Origin of the sequence: Nostoc sp., from assembly GCF_036917235.1 — a bacterium.
In the GTDB taxonomy this organism is placed as follows: Bacteria; Cyanobacteriota; Cyanobacteriia; order Cyanobacteriales; family Nostocaceae; genus Nostoc.
In genome coordinates, this window is sequence record NZ_JBALDU010000069.1 from 68248 (window position 1) to 90417 (window position 22170).

Genomic DNA, 22170 nt, shown 5'->3' on the forward strand with positions numbered 1-22170 from the left:
AGTTCGGGTGATTACTTGTAATAAAAATTATCAATGTAGGTTGGGTTGTAGCTTGCTTCCCCGTAGGGGTACGGCAGTGAGACCCAACATGAATAAGCCCAATATGAACAAGGATCAAGTGTTGGGTTTCGTTCCTCAACCTAACCTACAGATGTTATAAGTATTATAACCGAACCTGATATTAGAAGTAAATACAAGTAGCTGACATAAGTCAATTTAATCAACATGAATATATATCAAAATTCTCAGTTCTTGAAAAAACTTTTGATATTTATACTAGGAATTAGTTTAGTAACAGCCTGTGATTCAATTAAGGCTGATGAAAAAAGTATAACTAAAGACAAAATCTTGATTGGTGATAATTATGGAGAACTATACGATCAAGGTAAATTACGTACTTACTATTTTTATACTCCAAAATCTTATAATCTAGACCGCTCAATGCCGTTAGTTTTAGTGTTTCATGGAGATGATGGTAATGGTCAGTCTATCAGTAATGTGACCCGCTTCAATGAATTAGCAGAGCAAAAAGGATTTATTGTTGTTTACCCAGATGGAATTGACCAAAAATGGAGTCTTAGAGGTAACGCTCAAGGAAAGGTAGATGATGTTTTGTTTGTCAGTGCTTTGATTAATCATCTTCAGCAGCAACTTAATATTGATGGTCATAAAGTTTATGCCACTGGTTTTTCTAGAGGTGGCATACTTACCCAAGCACTGGCTTGTAAGTTACCTGATAAAATTGCTGGTTTTGCATCAGTAGCTGGTTCCCTCCCAGCCAGACTAAAACCTAGTTGTCAGACTAAAACTCCCATATCGATGTTAACGATCAACGGTACAAACGATCGCGACGTACTTTATGAAGGTAACGATCGCACTCAACGAGGAGCGCTGGTTTCGATCTCAGATATGGTAGAGTTTTGGCGATCGCACGATCGATGTACCTTATCAAATGTATCTCCGAATTTTTCTGAAGATAAAGTGAAAACCGCTATCTACACAGGTTGTAGTGGCAACTCCGAAGTCTGGCAGCTAGCGGTAGTCAACGGTGGACATTTCTGGCCTGGTGGTTCTTCAACTGACGAGAACCTAAATAAATTCAATGCCAAGCTGGGGCTGAACGCCAGTGAAACTATTTGGGACTTTTTTCAGCATCACAGTTCATGACTAGCTAATTTTTTAAACACCATTTTGCCTAAACCATGCCAAGAGGCGTTTCCAACCATCCTGAGCTTCTTTCTCACGGTAGGAGGGGCGATAATCGGCAAAAAATGCGTGGGGTGCATTGGGATAGACGATAATTTCAGATTTGCTACTGCTGGACTTTAAGCGATCGCGCATCTGCTCTACTGTATCAAGAGTAATACCTGTATCCTTCCCACCATAGAGTCCGAGAATGGGGGCTGTCAGTTTTGATGCAATATCAACGGGATACTTGGGCTGAAGTTCGGTAGCATCGCCCACAAGTCGCCCATACCAAGCTACACCTGCCTTCACTTGGGGATTATGTGCAGCATATAACCAAGTAATACGACCACCCCAACAGAAGCCTGTAATTCCCAATTTCTCGCCATTACCCTTAGCTGACTTCTTTGCCCAGTTTACAGTAGCATCAAGATCGGATAATACTTGAGCATCTGGTACTTTGGCGACAATTGGGCGAATTTCGTCTATATTACTTAACTTCGAGACATCGCCTTGACGGATAAATAATTCGGGTGCGATCGCTAAATATCCCAACCGAGCAAAGCGACGAGTGATATCCTGGATATGCTCGTGTACACCAAAAATTTCTTGGATTACCAGAACGATGGGGAAATTATCACCACTAGCTGGTGCTGCTCTATAGGCAGGAATTTCGCCATCTTTGACGGGAATTTTTACTGCACCAGCTACTAACCCCTTGGCATCAGTAGTGATGACTTCAGCAGAAATGGGTTGTACTGCGAGGGCAAAACCTGTCGCCACTGTAGCTGTTGCAATAAATTTGCGGCGCGTTATTTCTTTCATCATCTCTACGTTGAATTACTAAGTTCTCTTATATTTAGGTTACTGTATGGTCAAATGCGCGGAGGGGTAGGTGTACAAATTTCATGCCCGAAAAAAAGTGCTTCTATCTCAATACCAGCAAGCGTTTCACTCCACTAATTGTCCAAATTCATCCGCGCAATCTCTGAAATGCTTACAATAATTGAGTTTCAGCCTTCAATCTTTCCCGACACTCTTCCCAAAGAAATTCTCTAATGCTATGATTGCTCTAGAATCGCGCAACCGCACCTTGAAAACTAAATACAGCTTGGCTTTCAGGCTCCCGCTATTGCAATTCATCAAAATCCCTATTAGGGATTGAAACCTTCTAAAGTGGTAGCTGTGGTAGTAACTGAAATTGCAATTCATCAAAATCCCTATTAGGGATTGAAACTATTTCCTGCTGCTTCTCTTCAATCAATTGATATCTTATTGCAATTCATCAAAATCCCTATTAGGGATTGAAACATTCCTCAAACTATTGGAGTTGGGGCGAGGGTGACTCATACAAATTGCAATTCATCAAAATCCCTATTAGGGATTGAAACGCTTTTCAAGAATGGCTTTGCGGCACTCATCGTTGGATTGCAATTCATCAAAATCCCTATTAGGGATTGAAACGAGAAATAATAGCACCAGCACCAAAAACAACAATAACATTGCAATTCATCAAAATCCCTATTAGGGATTGAAACTCGAAATATATAGTGCTTGCTGGCAATATTTTGCTATAATTATTGCAATTCATCAAAATCCCTATTAGGGATTGAAACCAATGGTGGGAAAATGAAAAAATGGAAAGAATAATTGCAATTCATCAAAATCCCTATTAGGGATTGAAACATTCAAAAGCTGCTGAAAAGTACAGAGTATCTTTTATTGCAATTCATCAAAATCCCTATTAGGGATTGAAACATTTAACTCAATAACCAATTCTTCTCCTATCAAATTGCAATTCATCAAAATCCCTATTAGGGATTGAAACCATTGACATCCAAAGAGGTAATCGAACAAGCTGCTATTGCAATTCATCAAAATCCCTATTAGGGATTGAAACAAGGCTGGAATTTGCTCGGTGGGGGCGATTTCCAAATTGCAATTCATCAAAATCCCTATTAGGGATTGAAACCCATATAAAACCAACCATCGTTAGCAGTAGGAAGAATTGCAATTCATCAAAATCCCTATTAGGGATTGAAACCTTGATTTTGAGCTACAGCATCAAGCGATCGCTTCCATTGCAATTCATCAAAATCCCTATTAGGGATTGAAACTTAGCAGTGCCATTCCGAGTTACTGGGGACGAATTGCAATTCATTAAAATCCCTATTAGGGATTGAAACACTAATCCGCTTAGTGATACTTTTTGGATATACAAATTGCAATTTATCAAAATCCCTATTAGGGATTAAAACATTTTATCGCCTACCTGCTTTCCAATCTTCTCCACCGGATAACTGAGTTAAATTTTCAGCCAAAACTGCCGATAACTCCTTAGCTGAATAGGAATAAGTTAGCGCCAAAAACTTCAACGCAGTCTGAATAATTTGCTTCCTATCCACTATTTCAGGCAGTTGGAATTGATTATATACTCCATTCATTACTTCATCGCTGGCATCAGCGATCGCATCTTCAATCACTTCCTCTTCTATCAAACTCTCCCACTCACCTAAATTAATATAGTAAGATTTTTTATGATCTTTGATATTAAGACTTTTAATTTCTCGGATTGAATTACGAATAGAATTTGCCCATGAACCAGTTAATCGTTTTTCTACTTGGTTCTTAATCAAATGAATCAGCATAATCCTTAAATAAGCTTGGATATTCCGCAGAATAGCTTGTTTACTCATGCCTTCTAATTCGTCTACAATTACTAAGGCATCTGCATAACGTCCTTCCAAAATACTCTTTTTGAGGTCTATTAGTTCCTGCGTCATTTTTTCACCGCTTACTTGCTTAAGTACTATATGAAAACAACCTATACTTTATTAATAGCAGAGTCTCTTAGCTGCCATTAATAAAGTAGTATTGTTCACTTATTCGCCTGTATCACTTGCAAACTCCCACCTGCATATAAAGTAGACTTACTCACTTTAAAGCCAGTCTTAGCTAACAACTCAGCTAAATCAGTTTTCAGCAATTCCCAAGCTGTTTCTGTCTCAAACAACAACAAAAACACCGATATCCCAGGCCAAAATATCGGATTTGTCGGAGCGTGAAAATCCACCAGCGTAAACACTCCTCCTGGCTTCAGCACTCGATAAACTTCATTAATAATTTTTCGTAATTGCTGAGGCTGCATCTCGTGTAATGCAACGCTGGTATGCACCACATCAAACAAATTATCTGCAAATGGCATCTCTTCAGCAAAAGCTTCTACATAAGAAGCTTCCGGTACATTTAGCCGCGCTCGTTGCAAAGACTTAGGTGAAGCATCCAATCCTATTACGTTTTGTGAAGTTTTTAGTAAAAACTCCGTTGTTTGACCACTCCCACAACATAAATCTAAAACCTGAGAATCTGAGTGAATTGTTAAGCCTTGCAAAGCAAGTTGCCTAAAACGCGCCTCACCACCTACACTTAAGGCTGCTAAACGAGAGATACCATCATATAACCACTGATAGCGGTAACTCCAATCTCTTAAAATTGTTGCCATTGCATATTTCCTTGCTATTAAGCTTTATATTTAATAAAGATATATTGTTAACATTAGTAAAAAACCTGAAAAGATTGGGGGAAAGTAACTGCTATGGGTCGTGTAGGCGTCTTATTACTCAATCTCGGTGGCCCTGATAAGCTAGAAGATGTCGGGCCGTTTTTGTACAATCTATTTTCCGATCCGGAAATTATTCGCCTACCATTTCGCTGGTTGCAAAAGCCCCTAGCCTGGTTTATTGCCACGCGGCGAACCAGAACATCTCAAGAAAATTATAAGCAAATCGGTGGTGGTTCCCCATTGCGGCGGATTACAGAAGCCCAAGGGGAAGCTTTAAAAGAACAGTTAGGTTTTTTGGGGCAAGAAGTTAATATTTACGTGGGAATGCGTTATTGGCATCCCTATACAGAAGAGGCGATCGCACAGATTACCCAAGATAAGGTAGAACACCTGGTAATATTACCACTATATCCCCAGTTTTCTATCAGTACCAGTGGTTCCAGCTTCCGGCTTTTAGATAAGCTTTGGCGTGAAGACCCAAAATTTCAGCCCATTGAATACACTGTTATTCCTTCTTGGTACAAAGAACCAGGCTATCTTCAAGCAATGGCGGAACTCATAGCCCAAGAACTTGAGCAATTCCCCAACCCGGATGATGTTCATATCTTCTTCAGCGCTCACGGCGTTCCGAAAAGCTACGTAGAAGAAGCAGGCGACCCTTACCAGGTGGAAATTGAAGAATGTACTGCGTTGATTATGCAGACTCTCAATCGACCCAATGCCCATACCTTAGCTTACCAAAGTCGTGTCGGCCCAGTAGAATGGCTCCAACCCTATACTGAAGATGCCCTCAAAGAACTAGGCGCAGAAGGCGTGAAAGATTTGGTTGTGGTACCAATCAGTTTTGTCTCAGAGCATATCGAGACATTACAAGAAATTGATATTGAGTATCGAGAAGTAGCCGAAGAAGCAGGAATTCACAACTTCCGCCGCGTACCTGCTCCCAATACCCATCCAGTATTTATTAATGCACTAGCCCAATTAGTGATTGATGCGCTGAGAAACCCCAGTTTCAAGCTTTCGCAAGCTGCCCAAATGAAAAAAATGGTAAAGATGTACCCTCAAGAGCGTTGGGAATGGGGTTTGACGACTAGTGCTGAAGTATGGAATGGTCGGATTGCGATGCTGGGTTTTATTGCCTTAATCGTAGAACTGATTACCGGTCACGGCTTCTTGCACATGATTGGGCTTTTGCAGTAAAGAGTATTGGGGACTGGGGGCTGGAGATTGGGGACTGGGAAAGAAGCTGAGGGAAAGGCGAAAAGGAGTAGGAGAGGCAAGGGAAGAATAATCACCAATCTCCAATCTCCAATCTCCAATCCCCAATCCCCAATCCCTAGTTCCGCCGATACCAGTCATACCACTGTTTCGCACTACGAACTGCAAACCAGAGCAGTATTAAAGCAATTACTCCTCCTTGCCAAGGAGCATCAAAGGCAAATAGTACTAGAGCAATGCACAAGGTATCTTGAAGGAAGACTGCCCACAACGGTAAGCCACGTAACCGATAGAACCAACCAATTTGGACGAGCTGGAGTACCAAAGCTAATAAACCTCCAATTATGGCAATCAGCCAGTTTGGGGTTGCTGTTGCTGTAGCGACTCCTAACCCCATAATTGCGCCTACAAGGGGAGACATGAATAACTGAACCACTTGGAGCAATCTTTGCCCCCAGAGCTTTTTTGAGGCTAATAATTCAATTAATGACCAACTAGTGAGGCAACATAATAATATTGGTGGAGAAATGTGAGATAAAATTGGAACTTGTGACCACAAGTTGCTACCCTGCAATAACCCAATAATTAGCAAAGGTATGCCTATTCTCATTCCTGCTGCCGCAGAGGCAGAAAGTGTGGCTAGGATTTCAATCATTAAAGCACTCGTAATATTAATAAATAACTAAGTATTTGTTATGTATACTACCCAGTGCTAGCAATAATTCGAGCATCAAACAGATTGCAATATTAAATTTTGTTGGTATCTTTATCAAAACAGAATTCAGAATTCAGGAGTCAGGAGTCAGAATTCAGCAATGTTTTCTGACCGAAAAAGCGTCTGAATAATCGGCGTTTTTGCACCCCCACCAAATTTAAATTTGGTGGGGGTGCAATTCAGTGGCGGGTCTGAATCCCCGACTGATAGCGTAGCGGTAGCGAGGAACGAGCGTTTTGATTCTGACCGGAGGCGGAGCGTCTCCGGCTCCGCTCCTGAATTCTGACTTCTGAATTCTTCTTCAATTTCTAATAGAAATTCAAAAATCTAGCTAAAACCTGAAAACCGAAGTTTCGTAAGCCTTGCAGCGATTGCTTTTCCGAAGACTGATGGAAGAGCGATAACTTGAAATTTCTTTTTTGATAATATCTGCGTGTTTTTGGGGTAACAGGTTTGTAGTAAGCGCTTAAACGCTTACTACAAGCGAATTAATCCTAAATACCTAATCGTTGGTAAACTTCTTCTAAATGCCGCAGATGTTGCTGGGGGTCGAAACAAACCTCTAGTTCTGCCGAAGACAATTTTTGGGTAACACGCGGATCTTTGCTAATCAAGTCTTGGAAGTTTCCCTCTGGCTGATTCCAAGCGGCGTGAGCGCTTTCTTGAACGATCGCATAAGCATCTTCTCGGCTGCTTCCCTTGTCTATCAAAGCAAGTAGCACTTTTTGGCTGAACACAACGCCGCCATAACAGTTGAGATTGCGTTTCATGTTCTCAGGATACACCAACAGGTTTTTGACCAAATCAGTTATTTCTGACAACATAAAGTGGGTCAAAGTACAAGCATCTGGCAAAATTACTCGTTCTACAGAACTGTGAGAAATGTCTCGCTCATGCCATAAAGCAACGTTTTCTAAAGCTGCACCGGCATGACTTCTAACGAGTCGTGCCATTCCCGTCAATCGTTCCGAACGGATGGGGTTCCGCTTGTGTGGCATGGCTGAGGAGCCTTTTTGACCTTTGGCGAAGAATTCTTCAACTTCTAAAACGTCTGTTTTTTGAAGATTACGAATTTCTACAGCAAAGCGATCGATGGTTGCTGCTACCAAAGCTAATTGTTGCACATAGTCGGCGTGGCGATCGCGGGAAATAACTTGGGTTGAGGCCGTATCGGGTTCGAGTCCGAGTTTTTGACAAGCGATCGCTTCTACACGCGGTTCAATATTCGCATAAGTTCCGACTGCACCGGAAATTTTACCGACAGCGATCGTTTTGCGGAGTATTCTCAGGCGTTCTTGGTGTCGCAACACTTCTGCTAACCAACCAGCTAGTTTAAAACCAAAAGTAATCGGTTCAGCGTGAATACCGTGCGATCGGCCAGCCATCACTGTATGACGATGTTCCCGTGCTTTTTGGCGAATTACCTCAATCAAATCTTCCAGACGTTGCAACAATATATCGAGGCTGGCAACTAATTGCAGTGCCAAAGCCGTATCCAAAACATCCGAACTAGTTAAACCCAGGTGAATGTAGCGTCCGGCATCACCAACATATTCATTGACATTTGTCAAGAAAGCAATGACATCGTGGCGGACTACAGCCTCAATTTCCAGCACCCGCTTTGGATCAAAATCTGCCTTGGCTTTAATTTCTTCAACGGCTTCAGATGGAATGTGACCAAGTTCAGCTTGAGCCTCACAAACAGCAATTTCCACTTGCAGCCAAGTTTTTAGTTTATAGGCTTCACTCCACAGATTAGCCATTTCGGGCAAAGTATAACGCTCAATCACAGTTTGGCACAGAATACAACCGTCATATTTTACAGTCTAATTAATGTCTAATTAATGTAGATCGCTTTTTAACGCTACTTTTTGCTCAGGGACGGAACTAGTTTTTGAATTCGACATGATAATACTAATCCTGCCGTCAGCCTCTATATACGCGAACTTCACATCAGCTAAAAATTCTACACCTTGCTGACGTAACTTGCTCATCAACTCATCATCTGTAATTAACTCTCGTTGCAGATGTCGCTCAATCATCCGACCATTTTTTACCAGTAGCAACGGTGGCGGATTCAGGAAACGTTGGAACTGGGGAAGTTTGTAACCCAACCAGTTCAGCAAGTAACTCCAAAAAATCACTGTTCCTACCAGGATAGCGCCTTCAGTAATTGATGTGTAATTACTTGCCATAGCATTTTGAGCAGCTTCCGCAAATAGCACAACTACGAGTAAATCAGTAATTCCTAATGTTCCTAATTGTCGGCTAGGAAGTAGTCTTAGCACTGAGAACAGCGCTAAGTAGACTAGCGATCCGCGGATAATCAACTCAAAGATGCTGATGCTAGGAATAAAAATTGCTTGCCAATTGATAAAAAACCATTTTTCCATTAGCACTGATTTTTTCCTTGTTCAATAGACTTCTGGAAAAAATCCAGTATAAAAAAGAGTCAGAATTCAGAATTTCTGAATACTCTACTTATCAACTGTAGCAATAAAAACTAATTTACTGGGCTGGATATTAGATACTTCCATATCTATCAGATTTACAAATATAAATCTCCAGTAATCAATGATTAAAATCGCTGATTTTTTCTTCTCTGCTTTAAGCGTTTGGGCTTTCTAAAATACTGAAAGAAGCGATTAATAAAGCGAGAAGATGGCTTTTTATTAGTTGATGCTTGTTCTTTTGGAGCCTTGCCATTATAGTTTGTGTTATCAGATATATGTACAGCATTTTTAGTTGGTACTATGCCGCTTCCATGCCTTCGGGAATAAACTTGAGTAAATTCTGCACCGAAGAAAAGAATCTGTGCGGCATAGTTAACCCAAGCCAAAATTACCACGAGTGAACCAGCAGCACCATAGGTCGATCCAAAGCTGCCATTACCCAAATATTGTCCTAATAAAAATCTCCCAATAGAGAACAAAACTGAGGTGAGAGAAGCCCCAACTAAAACATCACTCCATGCAACTTTGACATCTGGTAGAACTTTAAAAATTAGTCCGAACAGTACTGTCGTTATTGCAAAAGATATGATTAAATTAGCAATCTGCCAGATAAAATCGAAACCTGGCAATAGGTTACTAAAGTATGTTACTAATGTTGCTAATATCGTACTAATTACTAGAGAAACTAAAAGTAAAAAGCCAATCCCAATCACCATTGCAAAGGACAAAACGCGGAGGCGAATCATATTATTTATGCCACGTCCAGGTTTGGGTTTAACTTCCCAAATCGTGTTCATGGCATCTTGCAACTCAGTAAATAAGCCTGTAGCACCCACTAGTAGAACTAGGACACTAATAATCGAAGCGATCGCTCCTGTCTTTGGTTGGTTAGCATTTTTGATAGCTGTTTCGAGAAACTTTGCGCCATCTACCCCGACTAAACCTTGAATTTGTCCGACAATTTGACCTCTTGCCGCTTCCTCTCCAAATACTGCACCTGCGATCGCAATTACAATAATTAGCAACGGTGCAATGGAAAAAATCGTGTAATAAGCTAACGCCGCCGCTAACCGTGAGGCTTTATCGTCACTCCATTCTTTGAATGTCTCTTGTAATAACTTCCAAATTTCTTGCAAATTCATCCAATCAGTCTCCTTCTAGGGGATGTTGCTTAGTCCCTGATATATTGGATACTGATTTACTGAGTTTTGACATCCTCCCAAGGGTATTTGTGAAGCGTTCTTGGGGAGGAATTTAGAATTTTATAGTGACATGACAATGGGATGTCTACGACGCGCGTAGCTGCGGCGCTAATTGGCGATAATTAAAGATACGCTGATTTTTATCATATAGCAAAAGCAATTTTTACCTAGAAGCAATGACACAGACCGCAGCAATTACAGAAGCGATTACCACTCTTGAGGATGCAGAAAATCGATTTGGTTTTGTCCGTGTTGAAGACGAGAAATTTTTCCCAGAGTGGTATGAGGGATTGTCTGAAATTACGGAAGCGGAAAAAGCCTCTGTGGATGTCGTGCGGCGCAGGTATCTTTATCACCGTGCCGGAGGTGATTTACTAGAAGGGACGGTCATCTTGTTGCTGGTGTCACCAATACTTGCACTCTCTGGATTTTACGATCCTCCTTTCAGAATTAAGGCTGAATCATCCGTGGAACTAATTCTGGATGATAGCGAGGAGACACTGCGCGGACGGATTGATGTTTTAGTGTTACAAGATCAGTTGTGGGTGATGGTGTTGGAGTCGAAAAAAACTACGCTCTCAGTTTGGTCGGCTGTACCACAAGCTCTAGCTTATATGATGGCTAACCCCAATCCCAGTAAACCTGTGTTTGGAATGGTGACGAATGGAGACGATATTTTATTTGTTAAAGTGACGCAAACAAATACACCACAGTACGATTTGTCAAGAGTTTTTGCTCCGTTTGCATCCGCGAGAGAACTGTACGCCGTTTTGCAAATTCTCAAGCGTATTGGTCAGTTAATTTCTCCTACGTCTAGGGCTTTATAAAGTCCAATTGTCCAAAACTAGATTGGGTACTTGACAAAAGCCCCGATTGTTCCGTGTGACCAAAATTCCATTTACCGAAAGAGTGATAGCAGCAATCCGTAAATCCTGCCGACCAACTTTAATCTTTTGATGGAGTAGATTTGTATATAGTTTCTGTGCTTCAGCAGTGAATTTTAAGACATTGAAGCTTTTCAAACTATCAAATGTCACCTGTAATTTCTCATAAGCCGAAACTAAATCATTAGGATTTGCTCGGCGAATAACTTGAAATCGTCCACGAAGCTGTTCCTCGACAGTGACAATTGAAATCGCTATTTCGCTAGCGTCAACAAGGTTTAAGCGACGAGCAATTTCTAAATTTCCTCTCTGGAAAAGAGAAACGCTATCAGTATCAAGAATCCAAAGACTCAACTTGCTTCCCTCTGCGTACCAGAATCTGCCGCATTCTCAGTAGCATCCAATTCTTGACGATATTCTTGAATATACTGCTGAACTATGTCAAAGTCTGGATCATTTTTAAATACTCCTGCAAATTTCATCCAAGGTTTTTGAGATTGCTCAGTTTGAGGCAATTTGATTTCCATCGGAATGACTTCAACTTTTTCCATATCTTGAACTAAAAGCTGGTTCAGTAGCAGGAGTGCCTGTTCACGAGTTGCTACTTCGACACGATACTGTGGAAGTTCCAAGATAGATGCGATCACGCGACCATCTTCTCTAGTTTCCACCAAAATATTGACTTTTAAACTTGTGGTCTGTGATTCTGTTAAAGTATTGATTTCCATAAAGTTTGGACTCTCACTTATTTATTAAAATCATAGCTTTAGCCTTGCTGTTCTAGCTGCTGGTAACACAAAGTATCTGTATCAACCCTTAACAGACTTAAGGCATCATAACAAGATTTCTACTGCATTCTATCAATTGTGCGATATTGAATTGCTTCCGCTACATGATTGGTTTTTAGCTCATCTTCTCCTGCTAAATCTGCAATAGTTCGTGCTACTTTGAGAATGCGATCGCTTGCTCTTGCCGATAAACCTAATTTTCTAATTGCTGCTTCTAATAAATTGCGGCTAGAATCGTCTAACTTGCACCATTTTTGGAGATGACTACTTTGCAAATGGGCATTGCAACGCAGATTTGCTTCTCCTTGGAAACGGGTAATTGCGCGATCGCTTGCTTGTTGAACTCGTTCGCGTACCGATATTGATGTTTCTCCCGTCGGTTGTTGGGTAATTTCTTCTGGTTTCAAGCGATTCACTGCAACTTGTAAATCAATTCGATCCATCAACGGCCCAGAAAGTTTTGCCCAATATTGCTCGCGTTGGCGGGGAGAGCAAGTACATTGTTGGATCGTATCGCCATAGTAACCGCAAGGACAAGGATTCGTACTCGCCACCAAAGTAAACTGCGCGGGAAACATTACCGATAATTTGGTGCGGGAAATTGTGACGTAGCCATCTTCTAAAGGTTGGCGCAGAAATTCTAAAACATCTCGTTTAAATTCTGTCAGTTCATCAAGGAAAAGCACACCTCTGTGAGATAATGATATTTCTCCAGGACGAGGGAAGCTACCACCGCCAACTAGAGAAGGCCCGGATGCTGAGTGGTGGGGACTGCGAAAAGGGCGATCGCGTACCAATGAACCACGATTTTTCAATAAACCAGCTACCGAATGGATGCGAGTCACTTCTAAAGATTCGGCAAAACTCAACGGCGGTAAAATTCCCGGTAAGCGCCTTGCTAGCATAGTCTTTCCACTACCAGGCGGTCCGACAAAAATGAGATTATGCCCACCAGCCGCAGCAATTTCTAAAGCACGACGCCCATGAGCTTGTCCTTTCACATCATGCAAATCTGCGCCAGGGTAGGATACTGTTGTTGTCTGTGTTGTACTATCTATCTGCACAGGTTTGTAACGCCCTGGATTATTTAAAAAATCCACCACCTCAGACAAATGCTTGCAGCCATAAACAGCCAAATCTTCAACTACCGCCGCTTCTTGGGCATTATCAGCAGGGAGAACTAAACCTGCAATTCCCATTTTTTGGGCTGCTGCTGCGATCGGTAATACACCAGCCACGGGACGTAAACTGCCATCCAAAGAGACTTCACCCAAAAATAGATAATCCCCCAACAAATCAGCGCTAACTTGCTCAGAAGCCGCCAAAATTCCCACACTAATAGGCAAATCGAAACAGGGGCCTTCTTTGCGTAAATCTGCCGGAGTTAAATTAATGACTATTTTACGCATCGGAAAAGCAAAGCCAGTATTTTTCAAAGTTGCTTTGACTCTTTCTCTGGATTCTTGAATCGCTGAATCTGGAAGCCCCAAGACAACAATTCCCGGTAATCCCCCTGACACATCGACTTCCACGCCTACTTTTACGGCATCGATGCCCACAATTGATGCACTCCAGACTCTAGCAAGCATTGCTTATATAACAGTAAACCAATAGACATCTCTAGCAGATGAATTGGTAGATTGGCATTAGTGAAACTACATAGACGATTTTTCTCAATTACAGCAATTTTCAGGTATTTAGACCACGCAGTAGGGGCAATTCATGAATTGCAACTATGACAAATGTGGATCAAATACATGAAAACTGTTGTAAGTTGCACATCGCGTTACCGCCAATGTTGGGGTATTTTCAGATTTTCCGGTAGAATTGTTGTGCGATCGCCAATTGCCTGTTCAATCTGCTGTGATTCTACATTTTCCGAGCCACTCAAGTTTGCTCCACAGAGATTAGCTTCTTGGAAATTAGCTTCTTGGAGGTTAGCTGTACTCAATAATGCACTGTCTAGATTAGCGCCAGCGAGTTTTGCTCTTTGCAAGTTACTGCCAATTAGGTTTGTATCTTGGAGATTGCTACCCTCAAAGTTGACTTCTTCTAAGTTGGCATCACAAAGGATTGCTCCTTCCAAGTTGGCATCACAAAGAACTGCTCCTGTTAAGTTGGCATCACACAGAACTGTGCCTTCCAAGTTGGCATCGTAAAGGATGGCTTGGGAAAGGTTCGCTTTTCTGAGAACTGCGCCTTGAAGATTGGCTTCTGGGAGGATTGCTTTTTGCAGGTTGGCTTCATAGAGGATTGAGCCACAAAGACAGGTAACAGATAAGTCTGCTTCAGAGAGGTTTACTCTGGTAAAATTGACCCATTGCAAGTTAGCCCCGACGAAAATTGCTTTAGAGAGGTTAGCTTCCGTTAAGTCTGCATTACAGAGGTCTGTATTGCGTAAATCGAGTTTCTGATTGACTGGATCTTTAGATGAATCGCGTCTGCCAATGACAGTTAAGGCTGTTTGAATATCTGTAGGAAGTTTTGATGATTGCAGCGACTCATCCTCATATTCCCTATTCACTGGGGCATTCTCACGGATAAAAGCAGCGAGGATTTCCATGATTGTCCAATGATCTTTCGGAGAATCTTTGGCAATTCGTTCTAAAGCATAAATTGCGGCAAATCGCGTTTCAATCTTTTCATTTCCCAGTTGTTCAATTGCTTTAGAAAAGCGTTCAGAAACAATTTCTTGTGGAGCTATTGGTGTCTGATTGATACAATTTACGATATTGTTATCCCAAGCTATTGTTCCAGCCAGGAGTTGCGTTAACAAGCTGTGATTCTCATCCAGAGAGAGTCTAGAGGTATAGTAAGCATTAAGAATTAATGCCAATCCCCCAATAATTATGGCAATCGTTGTTAATGCTTGAGTGATGTATTCAATTTTTTCTTGATTTGAAAATCCTTGAATGTTTTCAAAAAATAATATAATTAGAGTGAATGATAAAATAAATATAACTGAGACAAATGCCAACAAAGTCGTGAGTCCATTGGTCTTTATGAAAGACATGTCATAAGTCTTCATATCCGACTCCTTACGGAAGTAAATTTAGGTTGATTCTAAGAGTATCCGTAAAGTTATGATAGAGTACAAACACGGATAAAATTGGCGAACCTTTAAATCCACTATATAAAAATTATCTATATAAAAATCCTGAATTATTTATAAAGAACAAGACCATTGACTTTCTAGAGAAGCCAGGGATCTGATTATTCACGAATGATTAGATATCTAGTGAAATTAAATATGCTGTAGCCAGAAACCTTGTAGAGACTTAGTACTGCTACATCTCTACACTCTTTTTCACTCATGTTTGTTGAAGAATAATTCAGAAGTCAGAATGAATCAGTGGATTCATCCACCAGTCGCACAAAATTCATGTCTGTTTTCTGGCTCCTGACTCTGAATTCTGTTTCGATAAAAATTTTCAGGTATTTAGCCCACGATCCAGACGGGGAATGAAAAGTAGTGTAGTTCAATTACTTGAAAAGTACTGTCAATAGGGCGAGATAAATTTTTGACAAGAGAATAAACTTTTTATATCAACATGGTGTTGGGGCACAACATTTTTCTGGATTACCCGGAGTATTTTAGGCAATTAAAAAGACCATATTATACTAATTCAAAATTCAAAAATAAGAAAGACAGACAGAACAAAGGTTTGGGAATATGTATCTGTCGTATTCTTTTTTCAAATTGGTATTACTTGTGAACAATAGTTTAAAATCTGTAACCTTAAGCCAGTTCATCTAATTGCTCAGATCGATCGCCAACCCTAAGTAGATTGGACTAAGTTAGAAATTGCCACGAGCAATTCCTCTGGTGCTACAGGTTTAACAATGTGCTGTTGAAATCCTGCTCTTAGTGCGTATTGCTGATTAATTTCGCCTGCATAAGCAGTCAGAGCGATCGCAGGCATCTTTTTTCCCCCGACTTTTGCTTCTAGAGTCCGCACCTGTTGGATCAGCATATAGCCGTTCATTTCTGGCATCCCAATATCGCTGAGTAAGATATCTGGCTTTGACTGGGTTAGCGCTTGTAATGCTTCATATCCTGATGCGACTGCGGTGACGATCGCACCAAACTGTTCCAGCACAAAGCTAAAAAAGTCGCGGGTATCATCATTGTCATCCACAACCAGCACTTGTAAACCCATGAGGGGAAAGGAGGAAAAAGCGGCAGTTGAGGAATCAGTATTTGTGTCATCTCTGATGTTTGCACCGTCCTTGATTAGCGGCAACCTAACTGTGAACATCGCTCCCTGCTCCTCGCCAAGACTTTCAGCCCAAATCCTTCCGCCGTGCATCTCGATCAAGTGACGAGCGATCGCTAAACCTAACCCTAATCCACCAAATCTTCTAGTTGTTGTACTGTCACCTTGACGGAAATAATCAAATACATGAGGTAAAAAGTCAGGGTGAATGCCTTTACCTGTATCGCTGACGGTAATCTGCGCTTGAGCGTCGATGCGCTCCAATCGCACATTTACTTTTCCCTCAGTCTCAGTAAACTTGACGGCATTCGATAGAAGATTCCAGAAAACTTGCTGTAAGCGGGCTGAATCGCCCAAAACTTTCCCCGCGCTTGGATCGAGCATTGTCTCAATCTGAATAGTTTTAGCCTCTGCTGCCAAATGCACTGTTTCTATTGCACCTTCAATGGTGGATACCAGATCCACTGGGATTGTGTTGAGGCTGAGTTTGCCTTGGAGGATGCGAGAAACATCTAGTAAGTCTTCAATTAATTGAGCTTGTAATTTGGCATTGCGCTCAATAGTTTTCAGTGCTTTGTTGAGCGATTCCTCGTCAAATTTCCGGCTCTGCAATAGTTTTGCCCAACCGAGAATCGGATTCAAGGGCGATCGCAATTCATGAGAAAGTACCGCCAAAAACTCATCTTTGATGCGGTTAGCAGCTTCAGCTTCCGCCCTAGCTGTTTGCTCTAGTTGCAAAAGGCGATCGCGTTCTGATTCGCTGCGTTTGCGATCGGTGATATCAGTTAGCATAGCGATCGCACCTAAGCACTCACCCTGTTCGTTCAAAATCGCTCTGGCAGAAATCAGTGTCCAGATGTACGAACCATCCAGGCAGCGCAATCGCCCTTCTTTGAGATCGCTCTCTTCTCCTTTGAACCACTCCAGTTTCTCTTCATCGGCTGTACGATCAGCCAGATCCATAAAATCAAATATAGAACGACCGAGTATTTCTGCTGCCGGATAACCCAACATCTGAGATATCCGCTGATTCACAAACTCTGTTCGGGTTTCAGAGTCAATCATCCAGATTCCCTCATAAGAAGTATCAACAATTCGGCGATACTTGGCTTCACTCTTCTGTAAAGACTCCTCTGCTTGCTTGCGCTCACGCCGCTCTTTAGCTTCCCGCAATGCCCGTTGCACCGAGGGAACTAACCGCCCTAGTCGTTGCTTTAATACATAATCGGTTGCACCGTTCTTCAAAGCTTCAATCGCCAATTCTTCACCCAGTGCAGCAGAAACAAAGATAAAAGGAATCTCAGGACAACGATTCCGGGCAATTTCCAAGGCAGAAATTCCATCAAAAGAGGGCAAAGCATAATCGGCAAGAATTAAATCGAAAGCCTCTGTTTCCAAAGCCGCTAGGAAATCAGCACCGGTTTCGACTCGGAGCAGTTCGCAATTAATTCCCCCTTCAGTTAACATCGCTTGGGCTAGCTCTGCATCTAACAGGCTATCTTCCAAAAGCAGGAAACGGAGGACATTCATCAGTTGCTCTCCTTTTGAGGATGAGGCGCTGGCGGTAAAGCACCAACGGGAGGCTGATTGATCACTGCCCAAAACAAGCCGACACCCTTAATAGAATCGACAAAATCATGGTAATCTACTGGTTTGACAACATAAGCATTCACCCCTAACTCGTAGCAGCGAACTAGGTCAGGCTCCTCGCGAGAAGAGGTCAGTACCACCACTGGAATCACTCGCATTACAGCGTCAGATTTGAGTTGTGCCAGCACTTCTAGTCCATCAACTTTAGGCAGTTTCAAATCGAGTAGCACGACAACAGGATACCCTTCCATTCGCAACCGGAACAACCCCCGGCGATAAAGATAATCTAATGCTTCTTCGCCATCACGTACCACCACTACTTCATTGGCGAGATGGTTTTCTGACAAGGCGGCTAAGATTAACTCTGCATCATTGGCACTATCTTCAATTAGCAGAATTCGCTTCAGTTCTTTCATTCACTCTCCTTCTGGGACAATTTAGGCAGCGAGAAATAAAAGGTGGCGCCACTGTCAACTACAGCCTCTGCCCAAACTCGACCATTATGCCGATGAATAATGCGTTGCACGTTTGCCAATCCAACACCAGTACCTTCAAATCGTGGGTCGCTATGCAAACGTTGAAATACTCCGAATAGCTTGTGTACATATTGCATATTAAAGCCTACGCCGTTATCTTGTACAAAAAAGACAACTTCGTTTTCATTGTCAATACTTCCAACAGTAATTTCTGCTGGGTTTTGAGTCTGGGTATATTTTACGGCATTGCCTATCAGGTTACGAAGCACCAGCCGCAGCATGGAGGGATCGCCCTGCGCTTCTGGCAGTGGTTTTATCTGCCAATGGATTGTGCGTCCTGGGGTTTCTGCAATTAAATCGCGTTTTACCTCATGTACCAATTCCTCCATATTGAGGTTGATGTAGCGCATTTCGGTGCGCCCCATCCGAGAAAAAGTCAGCAATTCATCAATCAGTATTCCTGCCTGTTTGGCAGTTTCGGCAATTATTTTCAAATAGCGCTGACTCGTTTGATCTAAACTTGTTGAGCTATGCCGTTTCTGAAGCAATTCTACAAATCCGGCGATGTGGCGCAGTGGTGCCCGCAAGTCGTGAGAGACTGAGTAAGAGAAGGATTCGAGTTCTTTATTGGCGGCTTCGAGTTGGGCAGTGCGCTCTTGAATTCGTTGCTCTAGCATTTCATTGAGTTGTTGCAAGGCGGCTTCAGCAACCTTGCGATCGTGAATGTCGCTGGCGATGCCCACCCATTTGATAATTTGTCCGCTTTGATCTCGAAATGGTAAACCCCGGACAATATGCCAACGATAGCTACCATCAGAAACTCGACGAAAGCGAATTTCTATTTCGTAGTCTGTAGCGTTAGCAATAGCTTGCATCGAACTTTTAAAGACACGATCGCGGTCATCGGGGTGAATGGCAGAAATCCAGCCATAGCCAGTGGTCTGCTCTATTGTCAGTCCGGTGAAATCTAACCAGTGTTGATTGCAATAGGTAATACCACCATCGCTATTGCCCATCCAAATAGCCTGTGGTGAGACTTCTGTTAAAATTCGGTACCGTTCCTCACTGTCACGTAGCGCTTCTTCTGCCAACTTGCGATCGTGCATATCAACACAAGAGCCGATATAGCCAAGAAACTCCCCCGTTGGTGCAAACCGAGGCACACCAGTATCTAAAAGCCAACGATCTTCGCCATCACAGTGTCTGAGGCGATATTCCATTTGAAATTTTTGTCGGGCATCAAAAGCATGAGTGTATGTATCTAAGCAACGCTGAAAATCATCAGGATGAACACCTTCAGCCCACCCGTTGCCCATCTCTGCCTCCAGAGTCCGCCCAGTAAAATCTAGCCAGGGTTTATTAAAGTAGTTACAAAGTTTGTCAGTGCCGGACATCCAAATCAGTACGGGAGCGGTGTCTGCCATCTGGCGAAAGCGTAATTCACTTTCGCGCAACGCAGTTTCTGCCCGATCGCGATCGCGTAGCGCAGCTTGCTGTTCGCTAATATCGGTGACTAACCCCACATACCCTTCAACGATTCCCTCTTTATTAAACTGGGGAACGTAAATGGCATTAATGTAACGTGTCCCACCATCTTCATAAGGAACTTCACTTTCAAAAGTAACCTGCACTCCTGCTAGTACTTGTTCCACATAAGGACGAAGCACTTCATAAGCGGATTCACCCAATACTTCCCAAAGATGCTTCCCATAAACTTTTACCGTCGAATGCCCAAACCACTCTTCATATGCTCGGTTGTTGAAGCGGTAGCGTTGTTCTGAATCTACAAAGGTAATCAGAACTGGCAATGTATCTGTAATTAAACGAAGTTCTGTTTCTCGTTGCCGCAGTGCTTCTTCTATGAGCTTACGGTTGGTGATATCACGCCAGCAATCTATGGCACCAATAATCTCACCTTGGGAATCGCGAATTGGGACGACATTGGCGATCGCTGTAATTGTAGTACCATCTGGACGTTCAATGATACATTCTTCATCGCAGATCGTTTCTCCATAGCGCGTAGCACGGTATAAAGGTAGTTGCTCTAAGGTGAGGGGCGTTACACCATCAGCCAAGAACAAACCGTAGAGCTGAATATAAGATTCACAAGACATACCAACGAGAGATTCACTCGGTCTGCCCAAAAGTTTTTGCGCGAGTTTGCTGTTAGCGATGATTGGGAAATCAGGGGGGCCAGCAGTGATAGTAATTCCCTCTGGGACGTGTTCTAGGAGCATTTGCAGGATGCTCTGAGCTTCTTCTGCTTGGCGGGCGCGATGCTGGGCTTCTGCTTGGGCTTGTTTGCGTTCGCTTAAGTCGAGAACAAAACCAATGATTGTCCGATCTCCCTGTTTAGCAAAGCCAATTAGAACAGGAACTAGAGAGCCGTCTTTGCGAATGTATTCCTGCTCAAAGGGCTTACAACTCCCAGTAATTGTCAGTTCTTGAATCCCTCGCTCACTCACCTCGATATATTCGAGTGGAACAATCTCGCCCCAGCGGATTCGACCAGAGCGCAAATCCTCGCGGGTATAATTGAGCATTTTTAAAAAGGCATCATTGGCTTCAATGATTAAGCCGTTTAGATCGGCCACAATCATCCCAATAATATTGGATTCTGTTAAGCGACCAAACCGGGCCTCGCTTTCACGTAGTGACTTCAGGTTCGCCTCAGCTTGCCGTTGGGCTGTGCGGTTTGATTCGTTAAGCCAGCTGATTAACCCTGCTGTCAGCATGAACACTACCAAGGGAACTACAATATTCGGATTTGTAATGTTCTGCGGATGGAGTGGCTTAAAAAAGAAGTAATTAACTGCAAAAGTAGACAAAAGAGTTGTAAATAACCCTGGTCCTAAGCCTCCGTACCAGGCACTCACCATCACCGCAGCAAAAAACAGTGCCGCAGGCGTTGAAGTGAGATATGGATTGAGTAGCAGAGTTGCCCGCAGTGCTAAGGCAACGGATAGGAAGGCAACACCATAGTGCCGGAGTTTCTCCCGGATGAATGGGCCCTTGTCTCTATTGCCAGAAAAGATGTTTTGGGATTCAGATGCCCTCGCCTTACGACTCATAACCCTACTCTGCTTCTGGAAAATACTGATTTAGCAGTCTTTGTCCGGGTTCACCCATCTTCCGTAACATTTCTTCTATTAGTTTTAGCGCTATCCGTGAAGGGACTGTATGCCCATTCTCCCAACGGTTGACTGTTTTGAAGGAAACTCCTACTTTAGCAGCAAACTGTTTCTGAGAAAGATTGAGCTGCTGACGAAGTTCCCGAATTAAATCTAAAATTTCCAGCCGCTTTGTTAGAGACATCTCTGTGTTTTATCCCCATAGGATAATTAGCGTAGGACAGATGTCTTATTCATTGTCTCTTACTCAGGTAATATTTTCTCTGTTTCCGTCTCGAAGTGAACCGTTTGAGTTCAAAGGTTCAACGGTGATGCTAAAAGGTTCAGCGATGCTAAAAGGTTCAGCGATGCTAAAAGGTTCAACGGCGATGCTAAAAGGTTCAACGGTGATGCTCAAAGGTTCGGCGATGATGCTCAGAGGTTCGGCGATGATGCTCAGAGGTTCGGCGATGATGCTCAGAGGTTCAAGTTTCAGTATCTAAAGGGGAAACTTAAGTGTTCCAATGTTCGGGTAGTTGAAGATTTTACCGTAGGATGGTTGTGCGATCGCCATAAGAATGAGTTTAATTTGGTCTACTAAATTCTTGTTTTTTGCTAAGAGGATGTTTTAAAAGTGGTTAGCTGTAATTTTAGGCACTTCTAGATCCCCCCTAACCCCCCTTTATAAGGCAGGGCTGATTCATTCCACAAGGGCAAGAAGTTTGTCAATATCATTAGAGAGAAATCTTTGAGCAATTGTGATGGAAGGA

The 22170-nt window shown here is 42.5% G+C and carries 19 protein-coding genes and 1 CRISPR repeat array; of the genes, 4 read left to right on the top strand and 15 right to left on the bottom strand.

Annotated elements, in window-relative coordinates; translation table 11 throughout:
* Window positions 1-225 precede the first annotated feature (225 nt).
* Entirely contained in the window at window positions 226-1167 is a 942-nt protein-coding gene (locus V7K44_RS20605; RefSeq protein WP_334933824.1) for an extracellular catalytic domain type 1 short-chain-length polyhydroxyalkanoate depolymerase, read from the top strand.
* A 12-nt stretch (window positions 1168-1179) separates the two neighbouring features.
* Here the strand turns inward: V7K44_RS20605 and V7K44_RS20610 are convergent, their stop codons facing one another.
* The 3 genes from V7K44_RS20610 to V7K44_RS20620 form a co-directional block, all read right to left on the bottom strand.
* Window positions 1180-2010 (bottom strand): dienelactone hydrolase family protein, encoded by an 831-nt coding sequence (locus V7K44_RS20610; RefSeq protein ID WP_334933864.1) that lies wholly within the window; start codon window positions 2008-2010, stop codon window positions 1180-1182.
* Window positions 2011-2316: 306 nt separating this feature from the next.
* Window positions 2317-3443: direct repeats of the CRISPR family, unit length 37 nt; unit sequence ATTGCAATTCATCAAAATCCCTATTAGGGATTGAAAC.
* A gap of 3 nt (window positions 3444-3446) precedes the next feature.
* A complete protein-coding gene (locus V7K44_RS20615; protein WP_334933826.1) occupies window positions 3447-3968 on the bottom strand; it encodes a hypothetical protein in 522 nt (173 codons plus the stop codon).
* Between the two features lie 95 nt (window positions 3969-4063).
* Window positions 4064-4687, bottom strand: a complete 624-nt coding sequence (locus tag V7K44_RS20620) for a class I SAM-dependent methyltransferase (protein ID WP_334933828.1) — start codon at window positions 4685-4687, stop codon at window positions 4064-4066.
* A gap of 93 nt (window positions 4688-4780) precedes the next feature.
* Here V7K44_RS20620 and hemH point away from each other — a divergent pair, with 93 nt between their 5' ends.
* Complete coding sequence (gene hemH / locus V7K44_RS20625) at window positions 4781-5947, top strand: ferrochelatase (RefSeq protein ID WP_334933830.1); 1167 nt, start codon at window positions 4781-4783, stop codon at window positions 5945-5947.
* A gap of 136 nt (window positions 5948-6083) precedes the next feature.
* Here hemH and V7K44_RS20630 read toward each other — a convergent pair whose 3' ends face one another.
* The 4 genes from V7K44_RS20630 to V7K44_RS20645 form a co-directional block, all read right to left on the bottom strand.
* Window positions 6084-6620 (bottom strand): DUF4126 domain-containing protein, encoded by a 537-nt coding sequence (locus tag V7K44_RS20630; RefSeq protein WP_099101151.1) that lies wholly within the window; start codon window positions 6618-6620, stop codon window positions 6084-6086.
* Window positions 6621-7174: 554 nt separating this feature from the next.
* Window positions 7175-8470: an adenylosuccinate lyase gene (gene purB / locus V7K44_RS20635; RefSeq protein WP_334933832.1), complete on the bottom strand. Its 1296-nt coding sequence runs from the start codon at window positions 8468-8470 to the stop codon at window positions 7175-7177.
* Between the two features lie 51 nt (window positions 8471-8521).
* Window positions 8522-9073, bottom strand: a complete 552-nt coding sequence (locus V7K44_RS20640) for a DUF421 domain-containing protein (protein WP_334933834.1) — start codon at window positions 9071-9073, stop codon at window positions 8522-8524.
* 185 nt (window positions 9074-9258) lie between these two features.
* Window positions 9259-10275: a YihY/virulence factor BrkB family protein gene (locus V7K44_RS20645; protein WP_334933836.1), complete on the bottom strand. Its 1017-nt coding sequence runs from the start codon at window positions 10273-10275 to the stop codon at window positions 9259-9261.
* Window positions 10276-10511: 236 nt separating this feature from the next.
* Here V7K44_RS20645 and V7K44_RS20650 point away from each other — a divergent pair, with 236 nt between their 5' ends.
* The gene (locus V7K44_RS20650; RefSeq protein ID WP_334933838.1) at window positions 10512-11162 is read left to right on the top strand and encodes a type I restriction endonuclease; all 651 of its coding nucleotides are present in this window, start codon (window positions 10512-10514) and stop codon (window positions 11160-11162) included.
* On the opposite strand, the gene V7K44_RS20655 is transcribed toward V7K44_RS20650, so the two are convergent.
* The 8 genes from V7K44_RS20655 to V7K44_RS20690 form a co-directional block, all read right to left on the bottom strand.
* Window positions 11157-11573, bottom strand: coding sequence for a type II toxin-antitoxin system VapC family toxin (locus tag V7K44_RS20655; RefSeq protein ID WP_334933840.1), 417 nt, complete (start codon window positions 11571-11573; stop codon window positions 11157-11159). The genes V7K44_RS20650 and V7K44_RS20655 overlap by 6 nt on opposite strands.
* Complete coding sequence (locus V7K44_RS20660) at window positions 11570-11947, bottom strand: hypothetical protein (RefSeq protein ID WP_334933842.1); 378 nt, start codon at window positions 11945-11947, stop codon at window positions 11570-11572. The genes V7K44_RS20655 and V7K44_RS20660 overlap by 4 nt, the downstream gene beginning before the upstream one ends.
* Window positions 11948-12066: 119 nt before the next feature.
* Entirely contained in the window at window positions 12067-13596 is a 1530-nt protein-coding gene (locus V7K44_RS20665; RefSeq protein ID WP_334933844.1) for a YifB family Mg chelatase-like AAA ATPase, read from the bottom strand.
* A 197-nt stretch (window positions 13597-13793) separates the two neighbouring features.
* Entirely contained in the window at window positions 13794-15020 is a 1227-nt protein-coding gene (locus tag V7K44_RS20670) for a pentapeptide repeat-containing protein (protein WP_334933846.1), read from the bottom strand.
* A gap of 766 nt (window positions 15021-15786) precedes the next feature.
* The gene (locus V7K44_RS20675) at window positions 15787-17754 is read right to left on the bottom strand and encodes a hybrid sensor histidine kinase/response regulator (RefSeq protein WP_334933848.1); all 1968 of its coding nucleotides are present in this window, start codon (window positions 17752-17754) and stop codon (window positions 15787-15789) included.
* Complete coding sequence (locus V7K44_RS20680) at window positions 17754-18230, bottom strand: response regulator (RefSeq protein ID WP_334933850.1); 477 nt, start codon at window positions 18228-18230, stop codon at window positions 17754-17756. Before V7K44_RS20680 ends, V7K44_RS20675 begins: the two co-directional genes overlap by 1 nt.
* Complete coding sequence (locus V7K44_RS20685; protein ID WP_334933852.1) at window positions 18227-21361, bottom strand: PAS domain S-box protein; 3135 nt, start codon at window positions 21359-21361, stop codon at window positions 18227-18229. The genes V7K44_RS20680 and V7K44_RS20685 overlap by 4 nt, the downstream gene beginning before the upstream one ends.
* 4 nt (window positions 21362-21365) lie before the next feature.
* On the bottom strand, window positions 21366-21605 hold the full coding sequence (locus tag V7K44_RS20690; protein WP_334933854.1) for a helix-turn-helix domain-containing protein: 240 nt from the start codon (window positions 21603-21605) through the stop codon (window positions 21366-21368).
* 40 nt (window positions 21606-21645) lie between these two features.
* Here V7K44_RS20690 and V7K44_RS20695 point away from each other — a divergent pair, with 40 nt between their 5' ends.
* A complete protein-coding gene (locus V7K44_RS20695) occupies window positions 21646-21903 on the top strand; it encodes a hypothetical protein (protein ID WP_334933856.1) in 258 nt (85 codons plus the stop codon).
* Window positions 21904-22170: the final 267 nt, after the last annotated feature.

What these genes read in the sequence shown, in the direction of transcription:
- V7K44_RS20605 (WP_334933824.1), top strand. Translation starts at nt 226, where the DNA reads ATGAATATATATCAAAATTCTCAGTTCTTGAAAAAACTTTTGATATTT.
- V7K44_RS20610 (WP_334933864.1), bottom strand. Translation starts at nt 2,010, where the DNA reads ATGAAAGAAATAACGCGCCGCAAATTTATTGCAACAGCTACAGTGGCG.
- V7K44_RS20615 (WP_334933826.1), bottom strand. Translation starts at nt 3,968, where the DNA reads ATGACGCAGGAACTAATAGACCTCAAAAAGAGTATTTTGGAAGGACGT.
- V7K44_RS20620 (WP_334933828.1), bottom strand. Translation starts at nt 4,687, where the DNA reads ATGGCAACAATTTTAAGAGATTGGAGTTACCGCTATCAGTGGTTATAT.
- hemH (WP_334933830.1), top strand. Translation starts at nt 4,781, where the DNA reads ATGGGTCGTGTAGGCGTCTTATTACTCAATCTCGGTGGCCCTGATAAG.
- V7K44_RS20630 (WP_099101151.1), bottom strand. Translation starts at nt 6,620, where the DNA reads ATGATTGAAATCCTAGCCACACTTTCTGCCTCTGCGGCAGCAGGAATG.
- V7K44_RS20640 (WP_334933834.1), bottom strand. Translation starts at nt 9,073, where the DNA reads ATGGAAAAATGGTTTTTTATCAATTGGCAAGCAATTTTTATTCCTAGC.
- V7K44_RS20645 (WP_334933836.1), bottom strand. Translation starts at nt 10,275, where the DNA reads ATGAATTTGCAAGAAATTTGGAAGTTATTACAAGAGACATTCAAAGAA.
- V7K44_RS20650 (WP_334933838.1), top strand. Translation starts at nt 10,512, where the DNA reads ATGACACAGACCGCAGCAATTACAGAAGCGATTACCACTCTTGAGGAT.
- V7K44_RS20660 (WP_334933842.1), bottom strand. Translation starts at nt 11,947, where the DNA reads ATGGAAATCAATACTTTAACAGAATCACAGACCACAAGTTTAAAAGTC.
- V7K44_RS20665 (WP_334933844.1), bottom strand. Translation starts at nt 13,596, where the DNA reads ATGCTTGCTAGAGTCTGGAGTGCATCAATTGTGGGCATCGATGCCGTA.
- V7K44_RS20670 (WP_334933846.1), bottom strand. Translation starts at nt 15,020, where the DNA reads ATGTCTTTCATAAAGACCAATGGACTCACGACTTTGTTGGCATTTGTC.
- V7K44_RS20675 (WP_334933848.1), bottom strand. Translation starts at nt 17,754, where the DNA reads ATGAATGTCCTCCGTTTCCTGCTTTTGGAAGATAGCCTGTTAGATGCA.
- V7K44_RS20680 (WP_334933850.1), bottom strand. Translation starts at nt 18,230, where the DNA reads ATGAAAGAACTGAAGCGAATTCTGCTAATTGAAGATAGTGCCAATGAT.
- V7K44_RS20685 (WP_334933852.1), bottom strand. Translation starts at nt 21,361, where the DNA reads ATGAGTCGTAAGGCGAGGGCATCTGAATCCCAAAACATCTTTTCTGGC.
- V7K44_RS20690 (WP_334933854.1), bottom strand. Translation starts at nt 21,605, where the DNA reads ATGTCTCTAACAAAGCGGCTGGAAATTTTAGATTTAATTCGGGAACTT.
- V7K44_RS20695 (WP_334933856.1), top strand. Translation starts at nt 21,646, where the DNA reads ATGTCTTATTCATTGTCTCTTACTCAGGTAATATTTTCTCTGTTTCCG.